Origin of the sequence: Bifidobacterium kimbladii (genome assembly GCF_032193675.1) — a bacterium.
Taxonomy (GTDB): domain Bacteria; phylum Actinomycetota; class Actinomycetes; order Actinomycetales; family Bifidobacteriaceae; genus Bombiscardovia; species Bombiscardovia kimbladii.
The window spans coordinates 260,234-279,441 of record NZ_JASTZZ010000002.1 but is presented as its reverse complement, the minus strand read 5'-3'; the positions used below and the strand labels follow the sequence as shown (position 1 = coordinate 279,441).

Sequence of the window (19,208 nt, the reverse complement as noted above, 5' to 3'; positions counted from 1 at the left end):
CCTCCAGTCTAGCCAGGGACGCTCCCAAGCTAGCGGTGCGAACTTGGAGCTTGCTGAATGTCCCGTTCGGCCTCTGGCTGCTCGGCGTGGGAGAAGTTGCGCACCTTCAGGGAGACGGCCAGAGCGGCCAGGATCAGCACCAGGGTGAAGATCAATCCGTAGTGGGTGCCCCTGGTGAAGGCCTGGGCTTTGTCAACTCCGGCTGCCTGCCCCTCGCCCATAGCCAGCAGGGAGGTGGTGACGGCCGTGGCCACGGCTCCCACAATCTGCTGCATGGTGTTGATGATGGTGCTTCCGTCGCCGGACTGTGGGCCGCTCAGAGAGTTGAGCGCGTAGGTCTGGGCCGGTGACATGGCCAGTGGGCAGCCGATCATCAAAATGATGTGGGCCGCCACCACCAGGGCCACAGGGGTGTGCGGGCCGGTGAACAGGAGGATGACCGTGCCGAGCAGGGCGACAAGGAAGCCGCAGCGGACGGGCATACGAGCCCCGAAGCCGTCGTAGAGCCGGCCGGCGAAGGCCGAGACCAGGGCGTTGATGGCCCCGCCGGGCAGCATGAGGATGCCGGTCATGGCCACGGGCAGGAGCAGCCCACGCTGCAGGAACTGGGGCAGCAGATACATGGAGGAGAGGATGACTGCGAAGTCCAGCATGACCAGGGTGGCGCCGTAGCGGAAGGCCGGGATGGAGAAGATGCGCAGGTTGAGCACCGGGTGTTCCAAGCCCAGCTGGCGACGAATATAGAGGACCAGGGCTGCTAGGGCCACGACCAGGATGATCAGGGTGACGGGGGAGAGCCATCCGTACCGGCTGGCCAGGCTGACACCTGCTACCAGTCCGCCGAAGCCGACAATGGATTCCAGAATGGAGGCCAGGTCGGGCCGCTGGTGGGTGATGGTCCCCACATTCTTCAGGAAGCAGACGGCGAAGACCAGAGCCACAACCAGGAAGGGGGTGAAGAACCAGAAGATCCAGTGCCAGGTCAGCTTGCCCAGGATGATCCCGGTCAGGGTCGGGCCGATGGCGGGAGCGAACATGATGACCAGGGCGCACATGCCCATGACCGTGCCCAGACGGGCTGGCGGGAAGATCAGCATGGCCACGGTGAACATGAGCGGCAGGATCAGGCCGGTGCCGATGCCCTGGATCAGCCGTCCCGTCAGAAGGACGGGGAAGGTGGGGGCCATGGCCGAGACCACCGATCCTGCCAGGAAGGCGACCAGGCCGAAGATCACGGTCTGCCTGGTGGTGAACCACTTGGAGATCAGGCTGGAGAAGGGCAGGACGATGCCGATGACCAGCATGTACCCCGTGACCAGCCATTGCACGGTGGCAGCGGGGATCTGGAAGCTCTCCATCAGGTTGGGCAGGGCGATATTGAGCGAGGTCTCGCTCAGCATGCCCACGAAAGCCCCGATCATCAGCGCGGCGATGGCCGGCCAGGGATGGGGGACGGCCGGTCGTGACCGGTGAACAGAGGCAGAGGTGGACGTGTTTTGCACGATGATGATCTCCTTCTTCAGACAAACAGCACGCCATCTTAGGGAGGCGGTCATTTTTTCGTAAGTCGGCATGTCTACTCGCTTCGCCGAAGGCGTGCCGCATTGGAACGGAAAAGGTTATGCTCGGGAATGGTCGTCAGAGACCATAAGGAGGGTGCGTGTGGATTGGCATGCAGCGGTCTACGGGTCAAGAGCCGTTGGTTCAGGAGGCCATGGCTTCTACGATCCGGGCGACGATGAGGAGGGGCGGACCTTCGGCGATCCAGACACCATCTCTGACGCCGCTTTGCGCCGATTGGGCGGCAAGGCCTACTTCCGCGCCCATCAACTGCTGGATGACCGCCGCTTTACAGACCTGCGCCTGCGGCACCTGGGGGCTCTGACCGTTCTCAAGGGGCGTGTGCCCGCCACCTATCAGCCGGATGGCGACTGCATGGTCCAGGTTCGGCTGGACGAGCAGGCCCATCGGGTCATCGACTCCTCCTGCACCTGCCGGGCCTTTGGGCGCCAGGGTCCTGCCTGCAAGCATGTCGTCGCCCTGATCATGGCCTACAACGAGTCCAGCCAGGCCTTTGCAGGATCGGGTGACTGGGACGGCGACCATGGTCGTTCCAGTTCCGCCCGGTCGACCTCGGGACCCCTGGCAGCCTACATGCACCGGCAGGAGGTTCGGCGGCGGCAGGCCTTTCGTGACCGCCAGCTGAGCCTGCTCAAGCAGGAGAGCGGACCGGTTGGCGGCCGTCACCTGCCCATCGGTTCGGTCGGGCTTATCCCCGATCTGACCAGTGAGCGCGGCGGCTGGCTGGTCCGTCTGCACATCACCCTGTCCTCCCACGGGGTCGCCTACCTGGTCAAGGACCTTCCGGCCCTGCTGCGTGCCGTGGACCATGGCGAATTCATGTCTTACGGGCGGCGGCTGGCCTTCATTCATTCTCGTGACACCTTTGATGAACGGGCCCAGGCTCTGCTGACCATTCTGGAAAGGGCCGGTGCCATCCGCCGCAGCCTGGCCGAACAGGAGGGGGGCATGCGCCGCCGCCTTGCACGCGCAGGATTGGCGGGGATCCGGCTCAGCGACGACGAAGTGGCGCAGATTCTCGACCTGTTCGTAGACTCCGGGCTCACCCTGGACTACACGCCTCCCGAGGACTCCTTCCTGCAGACCATGCCTGCCCCCGTCCTCGACGGAGATCCGGACCCTGGCATCGCGGTCAGCAAGGAGGCGGATGGCTACCGGATCACCCATGCCCTGGCCGTGGAGCGCTTCATCGTCGGTCAGGCCTCCTCCTTCGTTATCGTGCGCCCTTCGCAACCCGGCTTAGGGCTGGATCCGGGGCCGGTCATCCACCGCTGCAGCGCGCGTTTCATGCGTCATCGGGATCTGCTGGAGACCCTCTGCCGTCCTGGCGAGGATCGGGATCTGCATCTGGATGCCGACGACCTGGATCTGTTCGCCCGGACCGTCCTGCCTGACCTGGATCAGGGCGCCCAGGAAGGATCCGGGCTCTCTGCCAGTCTGCCCGAGGAGCTGGATGCCCGGCGGCGGCCGCCCTGCAGGATCGAGCTTTACCTGGACAGGGATCGGCAGGGGGTCAGCTGTGACCTCAAGGCCCGCTACGGGGACCGTCTTCTGTCCGTCGGCGCTGATCCTGCCTCGGAGGATGAACCCGGCAGAGATCGGGAGAGCGAGTCTTTGGCCCGGCAGACGGTTCGCCGCTATTTCCCCTTGATGGAGGAGGGGCTGGCCCGTATCCCCGAGGAGAACGAGGAGGCCATCCACACCCTGTTGACCCGGGGCCTGCCTGTGCTCAAGGGTCTGGGACAGGTCTTCTCCACCCCGGCCTTCGACGGGCTGAGCGTCGTCTCTCATCCGCAGATCCGCGTGGGTGTGCGGGTGCGCTCCGGTCTGGTCGAGATCTCGCCCATTGCCGATGAGGTACGGCCCGAGGAGGCTGCTGCCATTCTGGCCGACCATCGCCGTCGTCGCCGCTTCCATCGGCTGCGCAACGGAGCTTTCGTCGAATTGGATGATCTGAATACCGAGGCTGTGGACACCCTGGCCCAAGATCTGGGCATCGACCCTGCTGATCTGGCCAAGGGGCCGGTCCATGTGCCTGAATTCCAGCTCGGCTACCTGGATGCCCTGGTGCCCGAGCAGGATCGCGATCCCAGCTTTCGCGACTACCTGAAGGAGCGCAAGCCCGACCCGCAGGGGGTCAGGGTCCCCGATGGGCTGCGCGGACAGCTCAGGCCCTACCAGGTCGAGGGGCTGCGTTGGCTATGCACCCTGAGCGACCGCGGATTCGGCGGCATCCTGGCCGACGAGATGGGTCTGGGCAAGACCATACAGATGCTGGCCTACCTGCTCTCCCGTCGGGATCAGGCCAGGGGTCGGGGTCCCTCGTTGATCGTCTGTCCGGCCTCCTTGGTCTACAACTGGCAGGCCGAGTGCCGCCGTTTTACGCCGGATCTGCGGGTGGGGGTCCTGGCCGGAGGGCGCGGTCAGCGTCAGGCGCTGCTGGATCAGGCCAGGTCCTACGATCTGCTGATCACTTCATATGATCTGCTCAGGCGGGACCTGGACCGGTATCGGAGTCTGCCCTGGTATGCCCTGGTTCTGGATGAGGCCCAGTACATCAAGAACCATGCCACCAAGGCCGCGCGGGCCGTACGAGCTCTGGACAGCCTGCACCGGTTCGCTCTGACCGGCACGCCCATCGAGAACCGGCTGTCCGAGCTTTGGAGCATCTTCGACTTCCTGATGCCCGGGATGCTGGGTCCCTACTCCCGGTTCCGGGACCGCTTCGAGATGCCCATACTCAGCGGCGACCAGGATGCCCAGTCCCGGCTCCAGGCCCTGGTGGGGCCTTTCATTCTGCGCCGGCTCAAGTCACAGGTGCTGACGGATCTGCCCGAGAAGATCGAAAACGTGATCAGCGTGCCTCTGCAGGGTCGTCAGCGCAAGCTCTACGCGGCCCTGGAGCAGGAGCTGAGGGCTACGCTCAACAAGGAAAGGGACCAGGAGTACGAGGTCGGCAAGATTCAGGTCCTGGCCCAGCTGACCAGGCTGCGGGAGGTCTGCTGCGATCCGCGTCTGGTCTATCAGGATCAGAGCCGGGGCCGGCGCGGCGATTCGGCCAAGCTGGATGCCATCGAGGATCTGGTGGCCTCCTGCCAGGATGCCGGGCGCAAGATGCTGATCTTCTCCCAGTTCACCTCCTACCTGGACCTGATAGCCCAGCGGCTCCGTCGGCTGGACGTGTCCTATGATCTGATCACCGGCGCCACCTCCAAGAAGCGGCGGCTGGAGCTGGTGGAACAGTTCAATAGGGATGCCACGCCGGTTTTCCTGATCTCCCTGAAGGCCGGCAACACCGGGCTCAACCTGACCGGGGCCTGTGTGGTGGTTCATGCGGACCCCTGGTGGAACGCCGCAGCCCAGGAGCAGGCCAACGACCGCGCCCACCGGATCGGCCAGACCCAGGACGTCAACGTCTACCAGATCGTAGCCAAGGACACCATCGAGGAGCGCATCCTCAACCTGCAGCACAGCAAGAGCGACCTGGCATCGCGCTTTGTCGATTCGGCTGCCTCCACCGGTGCTGCCAGCGTGGCCAGGCTGAGCAGAAAGGACCTCCTGGCCCTTCTGAGCTGATCCCGAACAGAAGCTGATCTATTGGTCAGTGGTCATGAATGCAGCATCACCGATGGGCGAGGCCCTTGTGTCATGGGTTCGGTTATTCTTGATGTATTAGTCAAATCGAAAGACTATATGTGTGAGCAGATTGATCGTTGCTCTACCGGTGGATTTGTCGGTTTGGCAGCAGTCGACTATTCGGGTTATGGGAGTCTGGTCACCTTCAGCTCCTTTGATGGCAGGAAGCTTGGAGAGCAATCATGATCAGCGGCGTGCAGATGTTCTGCTCAGAGTTTATGGGCACGGCCCTTATGATGGCCATTGCGGTCATGGTCGCAGCCAGCAGGTCGCTCCCCAGGACAGGGGCCTATCGAGCCGACTGGATCAACGCTTCGGTGGGCTGGGGTCTTGCTGTATATATAGGCGTATATGCGGGGTGGAGAACGGGCGGCCATCTCAATCCGGCCGTGACCCTGGCCAGGGTGGTCGGTCACTGGATTGATCCGCAGGCGACCTTGAACGGTCTGGCCATGGGCAAGGGCGGCATTCCGGTCACCTTGGCCAATGTGGCCATCTTTATTTCCGCCCAGTTCCTAGGGGCCTTCTTTGGTTCCTGCCTGGGCTACCTGGGCACTCGCAAGCATTTCGAACTTCCCACCGATTCAGATACCAAACTCATGGTTTTCTGCACCAAGCCGGCCATACGTTCGAATTTCTGGAATTTGATGTCGGAGGCCATCGGCACGGCCATCCTGGTTACCTGGGTGTTCCTTAATGGGGGGACGCCTACCCAGGTCGGGCCCCTGGGCGTGGCTCTGGTCATCACGGTTCTGGTCATGGCCCTGGGCGGGGTTTCCGGTGCGGCCATGAATCCTGCACGTGACTTTTCCGCTCGATTGGCTTACTGCCTGCTGCCCATGTCCGGCAAGAAGGATGCGGACTGGAGCTACGCCTGGATACCCTTTGCCGGGCCGATCATCGGAGCCTGCATCGGTGTGCTAGCTCCTGCTTGGATGGGGCTGCTGCCTTGATTGTCGGCATGAAAAAGCCCTCGGCTCTGTCAGGGGGTTATTACGACAGGACCGGGGGTCGAGTTGGTTAAGGTAGCTCAGGCTCAGTAGCTGGCTGAGGTGGGCTCCTGGAAGCGGACTGTCAGCCCGCGGCCGTGGTGAAGGAACATCTCTGCACCGTGGCGGTCGACGTCGCGATGAGTGAAGAGCATGCGGATGGCGAAGGCCGTCTGGACATCATCAGGCAGGTCCAGGAAGGCCTTGTGGGCATCCCATCCATCGGCTGCGACAGCCTTGTTGGGCACGTAGGCGTATCCATAGCCGTCTTCGTCCACGTAGCCCAGGAACGGCAGATCCCATGCCTGGTGGTAGCTCAACTGATCCTTGTAATCCTCGACCTTCTTGAGGGCCTCGTCGCTGATGCCGTACTTGCGTGCGACCTCGTTGGCTTTGGCGGTTTTCGCGTCGGCATCTTTTTCGAACATGGAAGTATCAACAACAATGACTGTATCGTCTGCCATGACTGACCTTTCTGTGTGACGGCCTGCACGTGTGACAATCGACATCATGACCGTGCAGGGCCATGACCGTTCAGGTGACCGTCCATCGTCGACGGTGACCTCTGGATGCAAGATTCCTTCCACTTGCAAGAATAGCAAATTTCGCCTGCAGATAGGGGCAGGGAACCGTGAGGTTCGCCATAGGTGGCTGTCACTAGTGAGAAAGAGATCCAGCCGTGTTCTCCTCATGCAGGAAACTATCAGCCCATGTCGGCCTCTCGATCTCTGCGATGCCGAAGCAGGCGCATCAGTGTCAGGCCGAGGACGGCAGTGCCGACAGTCAGTACTACAGGCATGACTATGTCTGAGCCTGAGGCGACTAGGGCTTGAGAATCTGCAGATGGCTTTGCTTGGTCATCAGAAGATTGGTTTCCTGGCACCGGTTTTTGGCTGTTGGAACTGGTTTGATCTGGTTTGTTGGATGCATGATTGGACTCGCTCGGTTTGCTCGGTTCTACCGGTGGATTCGGCTTGTCATGTCCTCCGGAGTTGTCAGGGTTGTCTGGCTTGGCCGGCTTGGCCTGGTAGGTGTTGGTGAAGGTGGTGTCCTTGCTGGTGATGGTGGCTTGGAGCTGGCCGTTGAGGTCGTCGGTGACGTGGACGTCGACCGTGGCCGCGTGCCGGTCGTAGGTGATGCCGGGCAGGCTGCCCTGGTCCTCGCGGATGGTGTAGTGGTAGTCGCCGGGCTGGTCCAGGGTCAGGTCGTTGAAGGCGATCCTGCCCTGGGCGTCGTTGGATGCCGAGCCCGCTTCATGGCCGGTCTCCCCGTCGTACAGGTGGAAGGTGAACTCGTTGGATTTCAGGTCCCGGCCCTGCAGGTGCTTGGTGGCGGTGATGACGGGCTTGGCCGGCTTGGCCTGGTAATGGTTGGTGAAGCTGGGGTTGTTGCCGTCGATGGTGGCTTGGAGCTGGCCTTGCTGGTCGTCGGTGACGTGGACGGTGATCCGGTGCGTCTTCTGGTCGTAGGTGATGCCGGGCAGGCTGCCCTGGGCCTCGCTCACGGAGTACGTGTAGTCGCCGGCCTCGGTCAGGGTCTGGTCGGGGAAAGCGACGGCCCCGTCGGCCTTGTTGGATGCCTGGGCCGGCTTCCCGCCCTTGGTGTTCTGCAGGAGGAAGTCGAACTCCCCGGCTTTCAGGCCCCGGCCTTCCAGGTGCTTGGAGGCGGTGAGCCTGACCGTGGCCGGCTTGGCCTGGTAGGTGTTGGTGAAGGTGGCCGTGTCTATCTTCTTGCCCTTGCTGTCAGTCCACTGCGCCTTGGCGGTACGGTGTAACTGAGCTGCATCGGTTGTCAAAGTGATGGTCAGGATTGCAGTGCTCTGATCATACGTCAGGCCAGGAATGGAGCCGGTTTCCTGGTGTATACGATACTCGTAGCTGCCATCGTCGGGCAGAGCAGACACGTTGACGGGCACCTGAATATTTTGGTTGTCGGCGTCTATGGTGATTTGGCTGGGCAACGCTGCGGACGGTGCGTTATCCAGGGGCTCGACAGCCAGTGTGAAGGAGTCTGAGTTGAGCCAGTTCCTGCCTTGGATCTGTACTTTGACTCCTGCAGACACTTCATTGGTGTCCATTGGTCCTGTCAGGCCACAGTTGTTGAAATCCAGGGATTGGCTGGCCGCGTCCACCATATCCTCGGCCTTCTGGAACTTAATATCCTTGATGACGGCGCCTTTCAAGGTTCCGTCCTCCAGTATGTCGCTGGCTGAGGAGTTTTCGCTCGGGCTGGCTCCGCTGGCCTTTTGGATTGTCGTAGACAGGTGGGTCCAGTTCGTACTCGGAGCGGGGTCGAACCGCAGGTGGAATTGCCCTGCCGGTATATTGGTCAGTTCGTACTTGCCCTGGGAATCAGATTTTGTGCTCAGATCATCATATGGGGTGACGACCGACTTGGCGGGCTTGTCGTCAGAATCGTTGAGCAGGGTCACTTTGATATCTTTAAGCAGAATATCTTCCGAAGAGCGGGTGCCGTCCCCATTGACGTCGTACCATACGATGCCACTGATGGAACGTTGAACAACCATGGCCTGGGCAGGCATTTGGTTCAGTGCATTGCCCCAGCGATTCCGATAGAGGTCGCCGGAGGAGTTGTTTCCGGGGTTTATATGGAAAGTAATGTCATAGCGGAATTGGTTGGGCTGCCCATCGATGATGAAGGCCCAGGCCACCACGTTTGCAGGCATTTTCACTTCGCCACTTGTTGTGTCCAAGTCAGCCTCGTCCCAAGAGAGGTATTCCTGGAATTGTATGGAACTCGTGTCATTCACTCGCCATCGAGAATCTGTGGTGTAGCGGATGGTGATTCGGCTCAGACTAGCCCCCGCCGAAGCTTTTATGTTCATATCGGCAAAAGTGGGTTCCCCGTGGAAGTCGGGTTTGCCGCTTGTCTGTTTGTACGGCATGATGTCGATGGCATAGTGATGCTGCTTGCCACTGCCTGAGGTGCTGCTCAGCATGTTGGTGAAGCCAATTGGTGTACCAGCTTCATTAGTGTCCTGTACGGCCGAGGTGGAAAGGCTGGTTGTGTTGGTCCGCCAAGCGTGGATGGTGAAGGAATCGGCAGTCTTCAAGTATGTGTTGGGCTGGGACATATTCTGTTTTGACTGAACTGTGGCAGAGGTCGTCAGGTCTTCGTTGGAGCCGATGTCTTTGTTAGGGTCAGTCAGGTCACCCAGGGAGGTGGAGAAGTGGATGACGCGGTTGTTGCCGTCCACAGGGATGTCGGTCAGTGTCCAGGACAGAGTGGTGATTCCGGTTCCGGGGTCCGTGCTCACTGATGGCTCACAGGCGGTTCCGCCCTCTATGTGGCCCATTTCAGGCGTGGCTTCCGTATATGTGCCACCCAATCGGGCGCTGCCGGGGATGTAGTGGAGCTTTGCCGGAAGTTTGTCGGTGATGTAGAGTTCGGTTTTGGCGCCCTTGTTGGCTTGGGAAGCTGATGTGCCGGTGTTGATGGTTAGTCGCCAGTCAACGAACCGTTGATCGCTGTCTATGTCAAAGTATTCTTTGGGTTTGGAATTGGTGTTTGTTTGTGCTACGGCGTTGGAGATGGTGTTGGTTTCGCCGGCTACATAGAGGCTGTCCCCGTGTTCATTGCCGCCGGTGTCTCCGCCCAGGTAACCGTTTATTTGGTCATAGTTGGCCTTGGTATAGCCTCCGACTGACGTGGCTAAGACGGGAGATTTGATTTTGGCCAGATCGTAGGGGTTCTGTTTCTTGGCCCACTCCTCCCATTCCTGATCGCTGGAGTTCTCGGGGCTTAGCCCGGCCATAGCTGCTAATTGGCTGCGGGTGAAAGTGCGTGAAACTGATGTCAGTTGGGCTACCGAACTTACTTTGGCATCGGGGAGGACGTTGATCACAAATCCGCCGAAGCCGAATCGGGAATTCTCTTCGGCAAACCTGGAGGGCGCGGCGGTGCGCCCGCCCAGCAGCATGCCTACAACCGTGCCATGCTTCTTTGCATCCTCCTGCGTGCTATAAAAGTTCAGATCCTCTATGTCGGCATTGGCTTGCTCAGTGTCGTTTTTCCAGTCTTTCCCGTCGGGTTTGGTGGCGTACATGACCAGATCCAGCAACGGGTTTTTATCGCTCGTTGGATCATTGTATTTGCCGTTCTGCCAGATGCCGTTGCCCCAGGGAAGACCCAGACCGTCGGAGTTTGGCAGTCCAACTACCTTTGGGTCGATCTTGACCAAGGACATTCCCAGCAGAGGCAGATCAGCCTTGCTGGTTTTGAAGTTGAAACCGGCCGTTACCCGCACTTTGGTCCCTGCGACTGCTGAGTCGGTCCCCCGTAGATTGTCAGGAGCAGTCCACCACCCGCAGTCCACGCCGTCATCAAAATAGTTAGGAGCCGTCATGCAACTGTACTGAATGATGTTGCTGATGCCTGCCTTTATTGTGTTGGAGCCTAGCGTGAAGATGACGTTGTGCCACATGTCATCGGACTGGTCGGGTTGGTTTGACGTGTCCGTGGGGCCAGAGGCATGGGGTAAAGACTGGTTTGATAGCGATTTCGCACTCAGGTTGCCGTCGTCGACCTTGCTCTGCAAGCTGAGACCGGTCTGTCCATAGTAGTTGGCCACGTCCTTGCCGTCGACAGTGGAGGGGTTGAAGACATATAGGTAACCAGTGGAGATTTCGGCCACTTCTTGTCGCGTGCAGTCAGTCGAGGCCAGGGCAGGCGTGCACTTGGCGTCTGGTGCATAGGTGTGTCCCAGGTAGGGGAAGGGGTCGTTGGTTTTATAGTCCTTCAAAGTCAGGTCCAGCCTGAGGCCCTGGCTGTTGCGCTGTTCAGCCACGGTGTATTGACCATTGCCTTGGACTTGGTCCTTTCCAGCCGTGCCACCCGTGGATCGGGCATAGCCATAGTTGCTGAGAGTGGGTCTCCAGCCCTGATCGCCGGTGTTGCGTCCGCTGTTGTTGAAGTCGCCGTCGATGGTGCCGATGTCCCAGAAGTAGGGTTGCAGATCCGCTATCTTCGGGTAGGCATCTCCGCCAGCGGTCTGCCACAAATTGCTCAGTGACAGGGAAAAGGTAATGGGGCCAGTGGGAACCTCCAGACCCTTGAGGCCCTTGGTTCGATCGGGCCAACGCATGTCAACGGCCCAGTTGAACTTGCTGATTATCCCCTTGCGCTTACCCAGCTCATGGTTGGGATAATTGCTGGCGGCTGGGGTGTTGAAGTCGAATGTTTGGTTGCCGGAGCCTTCATTGGTTCCGCCAGTGATTCGCAGGTTCAGATTAAGCTTGGCCGACACGGTGACCTGATCGGATGTGGCTGAAGCAGGATCGGTCTTGGTGGTGGTATTCGGAGCGCCCCAGGCTTGGACCTCGGGGGCGAATTTGCTGCCATTGGGCATGCTTCGGACCCGAAGGACCAGAGTGACGCTGGAGGATCCCGGAATAACGGTAGGCAAATTCTGTGGGGCGGTGAGTAGCCTGTAAACGGTAAGCACCTGTGTCGGATGACCGTCGATAGTCTCTGTAGTTTGCTTTGGCTGGTATTCCGGCGTAGTGTCCACCCAGCCCATGGAATTCACATCAAAGGTGACCTGGTCCTCAGGCTGGCTCAGTCTGAATTGGAAGCCTATTCGGCCTCGGCGATAGCTGGTTGTCTCGCTGCGGGTATTTACGGCAAAAGAGTAGGTGTAGGACACCTTATCGAAAGTGCGCACTATGTCATTGTCTGCATCGTGGTCGTCGCCGGGGTTGTTATCGTTGTCGAAAGGAGCCGTGCCAGTGGAGCGGGATGCTTGGGACAGTGTGGTGACCACGGCGTCGTCGGTGTCCAGCATGTCCTTGATTGCCGATTTGGCGGTTGGCCCTGTGCTGGGTTGTATGGGCGCGGCCTGGCTCGAGGAGGTTGACTCCGACTTCTGAGCGGTTTGGGCTGCCTCGGACGCGGCGGTGTTTAACTGTGGAGTCGAGGTTTGGGCCGACGTGGACGATGCCTGGTTTGTGTCAGTCGCTTGCTGTGCATGTGCCGTTGGAGATGTCGACGTGGAGCCCGTGGTCTGGGCATCCGCTGTTTGCCCGCCATCAGCCAAGGCCATGGTGGGTATCAACATGGCCATAGCCATCAGGCCGGCCAGGACTTTTCCGCTCAAATTACCCTTTGCCACGTTTCTCCTTTTGAGCGCCGACGACCGCCTGGGGCGTCGGGCCGGGCATCCCTTTCAGGTCATCCGGTCGACTGTCTACGATGGTTATTGAGTCATCCGATAATAATGCTATAGAGCAGTATACAAAATCACTGGCTATGATCCCGCTATTGATATGCGACTCCGAAGAAAAGAGTCAATTATGGACAGAACAAGGAGACCCGCATGAGTGAACGGGATCATCGTGAGCCTTCGGCGGTCGGTCCTCCAGGTCACGGAATGTGCGAGCGGTCGGCCGTTTACGGGTTTTTCATCATCATGGGCATCGGTACTTCGGCCTGGATTTCTCGACTGCCAACAGTCAAAGCCACTCTCGGTCTGCAGCCTTCGGGCCTGGCTCTGATGACCATCCTGGGCGGATGCGGCGCTCTGATCGGCATGCTGGTCTCGGGAGTGCTGACCGATCGGCTGGGTGTGCGCCGGGCCATGCTGCTGGCAGCTTCCACCTGGTGCCTGGGGATGGTGATCGCGGCTTTGGCCGTCACTCTGCGTTCGGTGCCAGGGGTGGTTTTGGGCCTGCTCTTCAATTCGGCGGGGATCAGCCTTTGGGGAACGGTCAACACTGTTGAGGCCGGCGCGGTGGAGCGCTTCTCCTCTCGGTCCATAATGCCGCGCTTCCATGCCTCATATAGCCTGGGCATGTTTCTTGCTCTGGGACTGGGCTCGCTCCTATCTCACCTGGGTGTAGCCATAGGTGCGCACCTGGCGGTCAATGCGCTGGTCAGCCTGGCTCTGGTGGTCGCCTGCGTCCTGCTCTGCCCGGCTCAGCCTCTAGGGGATTACAAGGGCGGCGCTGACGACCAACGTTCGGATCAGCAGGCGGGTTCAGGGCAATCGTCCGCCTTCGGCAAGCAGTTGGCGGCCTGGGGCGATGCCTTGGTTCTCATTCTTGCTTTGATCAACGTGGCCCTGGAGGCCAGCGAGGGTGCCGTCAACGACTGGAGCGGGATCGGCCTGGTCGATGCCTTCGGCGTCCCCGAGTCTCAAGCCGGTCTTGCTCCCACGATTTTCGCTGCAGCCATGATCGTTTCAAGGCTGTTGGGGACACATCTGATCGAGCGGTTGGGGAACATGCGCTCGCTGGTCCTGACCCTCCTGGTCTCGGCTCTGGGCATCCTGGTCTATGCTCTTTCGCCCTCTTTTGTGTTGAGCCTTGTGGGCACTGGAATTTGGGGTGTCGGAGCAGCTCTGGGCGTACCTATCGTCACCACGCTGGCAACCAAGGATCCGGCCGTGGCAGCCCAGCGCGCTTCGGTCATCTCCACCGCCTACTACGGGGTCTCCTGGATCATTCCCCCGGCCATCGGGTTTTTGGCCGACCATACCGGTGTCAGGCCGGCGCTGCTGCCCTTGGCGCTCTTGCTGGCGGCGGTCACCCTCCTGGTGCCCCCGGTGTCCAGGATCACTCGGGAATGATGCCCTTCGGTTGGCAAAACTCCGCCAACCGGTTGTCGGGCGAATACAAGAGATGGAGACCGGCAGCACGGTCTTTGGGCAGATACTCTGATTCAAACAGCCGTTCCCAAATATTGCCGTACACGTCAGTGAATTTTATGGCCACAGCAGCCAGTCGGCACCGGCCCTGAGGATCGCCTTTGTCTAAAAAGCGGGGGGATTCGAAGATGTCCTTAGGGCAGATGGTAGGCAGGCTCCAGACAAATCGTTTGTCAGGATCCATAGATATACCCAGTCAGCCGTTGGCAGTGTGCGCCAGGCGTGATGATGGCCGAATCCAGGCACCCGGTAATAGTCGGCTTTGTTGTGCTGGAGGTTGATGTTTGTAAACGGAAATGCTTCAATTGATTCCGATGACCAAGATTGAGGCCCGGCGAATGATGCCTTCGCTGTGGTTGATGATGATTGGGTATTCATCGGCCACACGCTCCTGAATCTCGTTCCGAGCAGTCTTGTACCCCCCCAAACATCTACTCGTGAAGCTTGTTTGAGCAGGATCTGGTAGAAGTCATAGCTGCACCGTTTATTGTTCTTTGCGAAGGCCATATTCATCTGTCGGACGGAGTACACGATGGTCACAAGAATGGCCTCGACTGTGGCTAAGGACCTGATGGAATTAATAATGTATTTTTACACTTTAGTATGTCCTCAGCTAACAATTTGTGGTGACCTCTTACAAGGGGCTATCGTCAGTATTGGAAAGCTTCATAGCCCTCCTTTAGCTCTTTCTTGGTCATAGACGGATAACGGTCAAAAAGAAACCTGTCCATTTGCTTGATCATTTTCTTAGCAGCACGTTTGTTCATGAATACCGCGTTACGACATGCTATCTGCCAAGGAAGCTTGGGTTCCACCCCATCGATGAGCCACTGAATAAGGTTCGGACGTATGAAGTTCACATAACCACCGACACCTGGTAGACAACCTAATTCGTATCCTCTGCCATAGGTCTCAGAAGCAATAAGCAGATGAAGTATCCCGTGCTCGATGAGATTGCAGTATACGAGCCGGTTTTTGCGCTGGTAATCAAAGGGAATGTCCATATACCTGATAAATTCCGGCGAGGCCATCATAATCATCTTGTCTTCGTCGATGTGATGACAATACAGACCCTCAGAAGTGCGGGAAATTTTTCTCTTGGTAGGTGCTTTAATTTCCCCGGCTTTGAATCGTGCATAAGACTTCTCAGAAAAGTAATCGTCTACCGCCCCTCCGTATTTGTTCAAAAAAACATTCACGGCCTCTTGATAGGTACCCTGTAAAAGTTCAAGTCCGTACACTCAGATCCTCCTAGTTATATAGCTTGAGACTGATTCATAGATACAACGCCCAACGCCACTGTCGTGCATCTTAAAGCTATCTCATCGAGGATAAGACATGCTACTTGGCTAAAAGTGGAGCAGCTGATTTTGCATTTTGGAAAATTGTCATCAGTAAACTTGCTGGGGATATTTTAGCCGACGATACTATGCCACAGCGATGTACTCGATACCGACCGATGCTCTGGTTGTTCCTCAGATCGCACCTCGATGAGTTTTATCGTGGTATGCTCGTCGGCTATCTACGACTGAAATGATGCGATGATCTGATCCTGCAGGTGAGTACAGTCACGCAGACGTTCCAATTCCAATCAGTCATCTTGGGTCAATCGCATCATGCATTGGCAAGTTATCGGCGTAGGTGTTCGCTGCGGCTGGTCTCCCGCGCCGACATCATCGAAAAATAAGGGAATATTTGGCTCATCTAAATCTAACGTGAGGGCATAAGGCGTGTATGCATGTTCCAGGTCGCGCTCGACTCTAGAATATTCGATCGGTTTATAAGCCCGAAACGATCAGTGCTACCAAACTCATTCAATATTTCAAGCCTGTCAGTCATCACCCAAAGGATCTGCCAGTATCTCAATAATAATACTTTGGGACATCTATATGTCTCACTCAGCGTCGAAAAATTAGTATCTTGGGAGATGATGGGATTCAAAGATTCCGGACGGGTGCAAAGCAGCATAGAAAACACAAGGAGAAAGCACAGTGCCAAACGTGCCAGTAATATATGCCTGTTTCACTCTGTAGGAATCCGTATCAGAAAGACCATCACCAAGCAAGTTGTTCAAAGGTACCTTCCCATTTACGGGGCTATTTTATCTATGAGATTGATAACGTCGATGATGTGCATGGGCATTACCCTAAATATCTGCAAAATAGCCCTGAGCATGTCGAACACTTTTGTTATAAGCGAACCCCCTCTGTCTAGAGGGCGACCGTCAGAGAAGAAGATGGATGCCCTTCCCTGCCAGATTCTCCAGGCACTCCTGCAGATAGGCTGCATCGTGCTCGGGATAGATGGGATCCGTCAACGGCACTGCAGTTAAATCCTTGTATGGCGGGCAATGCCTGCCGCGGTAGAGCGGGTCATACCAGGCGGGATCAGGATGGTAGCCGCGCTCGCGCATCGTTGCCATGACTAATAGATGAAATTGAAAGAGCTTGTATGGAGAGTGGAGAAAGACATAGTCAACGGTGGCATGCCGTCGACCCCAGCCCAGTCCACGCAGGGCAGTGATCTCCCGATGCTGACCCAGCAGCTGCTGTCTGGGAAGCAGCCGGATCAAATCCTGATGCCATAGTCGCATGACGCCCCCTCGTCGGGGACACAAGTGAACCCCTCCTCCAGCCTAGACGCTTGCCATGCTGTGGGGCGGACTGGCAGAAGGAGGGGTTGTGGCAATTCCTTACTGGAACTCCTTACTGGGCGATGAATCCGCCGTCCACAACGAATTCGGCACCCAGCGCGAACTTGGATTCGTCGCTGGCCAGGTAGACGCAGATCTCGCCGATGTCCTGGGGCTCGCCGATATGGCCCAGGGGCGTCAGCTTGCTCATCCTGTCCTCAAGGCTCTGGCTGATCAGAGGAGTCTTGATGAATCCGGGATGGACCGAGTTAACGCGAACGCCGTAGTTGTTGTTGGCGGAATCCAGAGCGGCGGACTTGGTCAGCAGCCTGGTACCGCCCTTGCTGGCGTTGTAGGCTCCGGCCCGGCTCAGGCCCACGAAGCCCTCGATGGAGGAGATGTTGATAATGGATCCGCCGCGGCCTTTCATGACCCGCATGCCATGCTTGGTGCCCAGGAAGGTTCCGTTCAGGTTGATAGCGATGATCTTCTTCCAGTCATCGTAGCTTTCCTCGTCCATGGTGACGCCCTTGTCGCCGATGCCGGCGTTGTTGACCACGGTGGTGAGCTGGCCCAGCTCCTTTTCAACGGTGTCGATGGTGGAGACCCACTGGTCCTCGTCCGTCACGTCCAGGGTGTGGAAGACGACCTGCCCGGGATGCTCCTGCATGAAGCTGCGGGAGGCATCGCTCTCCTTGATGTCGGTAAGGGCCACCTTGGCCCCCTCGCGGACGAAGCATTCGGCGATGCCCACGCCCATGCCGCCGGTTCCTCCGGTAATGATGGCTACCTTACCTTGTAGTCGATCAGTCATATCCACTCCTTTATAGAGATGTGCTGTCGTATTTCATCGTATGCTATGGCATGCCCACGCTGGTGACTGAACGTATGGATGACCCTCGTCCCACTGACGCTCCTAGGTTATCCATCAGGCGCCAACAGTTCTGCAGAGGCCACACTATTTTCCTCACTGAAGCAGTGTGCCTCTTCTGCTGACTGGGCTGCGCTTAGATATCGAGCAGATGGCGATAGAGTTGATGATCCACAGGTCGGTCAAGACTGAGGTCGGTGATGGTGACAGGCACCCGGCCCTTGCCGTCTGGCCCTGGCCGCGGCACGAGTTCTATATCGGTGACATGGACCAGGTAGTAGTAGCTACTTCTGCCGCCTCCTGTCGGCGCGTGACGAAAAATGGAATGTTGCGGAGGCTACTAGTTGCAGGGTTCGATCAACTGGTTTGAGTAGCCGACTTGCGCGCACCCTTCAAAGGAATAATGCCCAGGAACAAGGCCGCAACCATAATCAGGATGCTCAGGCCGAACATAATGATGTAGCCGTGGCGCTGGTCAGCGATGGCGCCCCAGAAGAGAGCGGCGAAGGCCGAGGCCAGGGAGCCCACCATCTGAATACGTGCATAGATGTTGGTGTAGTCACGCGAGCCGAAAACCGCTGTAACCAGAATGGGCGTCTGCACCGTAGTGCAGGCGTAGACCAGGCCGAAGGCAAAGGCTCCTAGCAGCAGTAACGCAGGCAATCCGGGGAAAGCGACCATGAGGCAGACACCGAGGATGCCGCCGCCGATGCCCAGGCAGAGCCCGCCCACGATGCTGCCGTCGTTGACCATGCCCAGTATGACCTTGCCGATAGCTTGGCCGGCCATACAGGAGGAGGCAATTAGTCCCGTGTAGGCCGCCATGGATGGCAGGGATGCCGCATAGGAGGGCAGGAACTGATAGATGGTCTGATTCATGGTGATCAGACCGCAGAAGAGCGCCAGTGCCCAGAAAGCAGGGGAGCGCAAGGCCTGGGAAGCAGTCATGCCCACGGTCGACGCGGCAGGCTCTGGACTCTTTTTATCTTTGTCCCCGGCGTCTGCGCTATTGTTGGCCGCTTCAACTTCCGTGGACTGCTGGTCGGCGGCGCCGTAGGGATGCAGATCCATCTGCTCGGGCGTGCCGCGAATGATGAAGATGGTGAAGGGCAGGGTAACCACCAGAATGAGAATAGCGAAGACCAGGTATCCCCGCCGCCATCCGTCAGGGGCGGATCTGATGATCATGGTGCCTATCTGATTGAAGATCGCTCCGCCTATGCCGGTGAAGGCCATGCATAGGCCGATAAAGAACCCGACCCGTTTGCGGAACCAGGCGTTGATGAGCGTGGGCACTGACAGATAGAGGATGGCCGGCATGCCGATTCCCAGAACTACTCCGCATAGATAGAACTGCCACATGGCGGATGATCGGGACATACCAAGGCAACCGAGTCCGGCAAGGATGGCGCTTGCCGTCAGGACGATGCGCAGATCGTAGCGGTGCATCAGCCATCCGGCCACTGGCAGGAAGATGACCATGGTGATGCTGAATATACTGAAATACCCAGTGAATGCGGCCTTGGGAACATGGAAGTAGTTGCTGACAGGAGTGAAGAAGATGCCTGCGCAACTGCATACCAGCGATACGGGGATGGCCGTGAAGACGATGCCCGACAGCACGATCAGGTACGGATAAACAGCCTGTTTTCGGGATGAAGACTGTATCGGTGTGGTCGACATAGCTGCGACCTTTCTCTCGCCGAATCGGGACAAACTAACTGCTGTTTGAATGTTATGATCCCATTGATTCGCGGTTTGTCTGCTCTGAATGTCCACTACAGGGAATTTAAGAACTAATTGTAGTTCAATATTTGACCCTCACCTATCGTTACA

The 19,208-nt window shown here is 58.2% G+C and carries 11 protein-coding genes; 3 read left to right on the top strand and 8 right to left on the bottom strand.

What is annotated here, in order from left to right:
- Nucleotides 1-29: 29 nt before the first annotated feature.
- Nucleotides 30-1,574: a DHA2 family efflux MFS transporter permease subunit gene (locus QRX41_RS04465; RefSeq protein WP_313838983.1), complete on the bottom strand. Its 1,545-nt coding sequence runs from the start codon at nt 1,572-1,574 to the stop codon at nt 30-32.
- Nucleotides 1,575-1,662: 88 nt separating this feature from the next.
- Here QRX41_RS04465 and QRX41_RS04460 point away from each other — a divergent pair, with 88 nt between their 5' ends.
- Entirely contained in the window at nt 1,663-5,157 is a 3,495-nt protein-coding gene (locus QRX41_RS04460) for an SNF2-related protein (protein ID WP_313838981.1), read from the top strand.
- Between the two features lie 242 nt (nt 5,158-5,399).
- Nucleotides 5,400-6,170 (top strand): MIP/aquaporin family protein, encoded by a 771-nt coding sequence (locus tag QRX41_RS04455; protein WP_313838979.1) that lies wholly within the window; start codon nt 5,400-5,402, stop codon nt 6,168-6,170.
- An 83-nt stretch (nt 6,171-6,253) separates the two neighbouring features.
- Here QRX41_RS04455 and QRX41_RS04450 read toward each other — a convergent pair whose 3' ends face one another.
- Both QRX41_RS04450 and QRX41_RS04445 read right to left on the bottom strand, forming a co-directional pair.
- Nucleotides 6,254-6,670 carry a hypothetical protein gene (locus QRX41_RS04450; protein WP_045924232.1) on the bottom strand — a complete coding sequence of 139 codons (417 nt, stop codon included), beginning with the start codon at nt 6,668-6,670 and terminating at the stop codon, nt 6,254-6,256.
- Between the two features lie 239 nt (nt 6,671-6,909).
- The gene (locus QRX41_RS04445; protein ID WP_313838977.1) at nt 6,910-12,336 is read right to left on the bottom strand and encodes a Spy0128 family protein; all 5,427 of its coding nucleotides are present in this window, start codon (nt 12,334-12,336) and stop codon (nt 6,910-6,912) included.
- 204 nt (nt 12,337-12,540) lie between these two features.
- Between QRX41_RS04445 and QRX41_RS04440 the strand changes: the two genes are divergently transcribed.
- Nucleotides 12,541-13,791: an MFS transporter gene (locus tag QRX41_RS04440; RefSeq protein ID WP_313838976.1), complete on the top strand. Its 1,251-nt coding sequence runs from the start codon at nt 12,541-12,543 to the stop codon at nt 13,789-13,791.
- On the opposite strand, the gene QRX41_RS04435 is transcribed toward QRX41_RS04440, so the two are convergent.
- The 5 genes from QRX41_RS04435 to QRX41_RS04415 form a co-directional block, all read right to left on the bottom strand.
- Entirely contained in the window at nt 13,778-14,053 is a 276-nt protein-coding gene (locus tag QRX41_RS04435; RefSeq protein WP_313838974.1) for a hypothetical protein, read from the bottom strand. The two genes, QRX41_RS04440 and QRX41_RS04435, sit on opposite strands and share 14 nt — an antisense overlap.
- A gap of 466 nt (nt 14,054-14,519) precedes the next feature.
- Complete coding sequence (locus QRX41_RS04430) at nt 14,520-15,110, bottom strand: hypothetical protein (protein ID WP_313838972.1); 591 nt, start codon at nt 15,108-15,110, stop codon at nt 14,520-14,522.
- A 983-nt stretch (nt 15,111-16,093) separates the two neighbouring features.
- Nucleotides 16,094-16,462, bottom strand: a complete 369-nt coding sequence (locus tag QRX41_RS04425; RefSeq protein WP_313838970.1) for a TIGR02328 family protein — start codon at nt 16,460-16,462, stop codon at nt 16,094-16,096.
- Between the two features lie 112 nt (nt 16,463-16,574).
- Nucleotides 16,575-17,315, bottom strand: coding sequence for an SDR family oxidoreductase (locus QRX41_RS04420; protein WP_313838967.1), 741 nt, complete (start codon nt 17,313-17,315; stop codon nt 16,575-16,577).
- A gap of 414 nt (nt 17,316-17,729) precedes the next feature.
- The gene (locus tag QRX41_RS04415) at nt 17,730-19,055 is read right to left on the bottom strand and encodes an MFS transporter (RefSeq protein ID WP_313838965.1); all 1,326 of its coding nucleotides are present in this window, start codon (nt 19,053-19,055) and stop codon (nt 17,730-17,732) included.
- Nucleotides 19,056-19,208 lie beyond the last annotated feature (153 nt).

Excerpts from the sequence above, each read along its gene's own strand:
- QRX41_RS04420 (WP_313838967.1), bottom strand. The coding sequence starts at position 17,315 with ATGACTGATCGACTACAAGGTAAGGTAGCCATCATTACCGGAGGAACC.
- QRX41_RS04450 (WP_045924232.1), bottom strand. The coding sequence starts at position 6,670 with ATGGCAGACGATACAGTCATTGTTGTTGATACTTCCATGTTCGAAAAA.
- QRX41_RS04440 (WP_313838976.1), top strand. The coding sequence starts at position 12,541 with ATGAGTGAACGGGATCATCGTGAGCCTTCGGCGGTCGGTCCTCCAGGT.
- QRX41_RS04435 (WP_313838974.1), bottom strand. The coding sequence starts at position 14,053 with ATGGATCCTGACAAACGATTTGTCTGGAGCCTGCCTACCATCTGCCCT.
- QRX41_RS04455 (WP_313838979.1), top strand. The coding sequence starts at position 5,400 with ATGATCAGCGGCGTGCAGATGTTCTGCTCAGAGTTTATGGGCACGGCC.
- QRX41_RS04465 (WP_313838983.1), bottom strand. The coding sequence starts at position 1,574 with ATGCCGACTTACGAAAAAATGACCGCCTCCCTAAGATGGCGTGCTGTT.
- QRX41_RS04415 (WP_313838965.1), bottom strand. The coding sequence starts at position 19,055 with ATGTCGACCACACCGATACAGTCTTCATCCCGAAAACAGGCTGTTTAT.
- QRX41_RS04425 (WP_313838970.1), bottom strand. The coding sequence starts at position 16,462 with ATGCGACTATGGCATCAGGATTTGATCCGGCTGCTTCCCAGACAGCAG.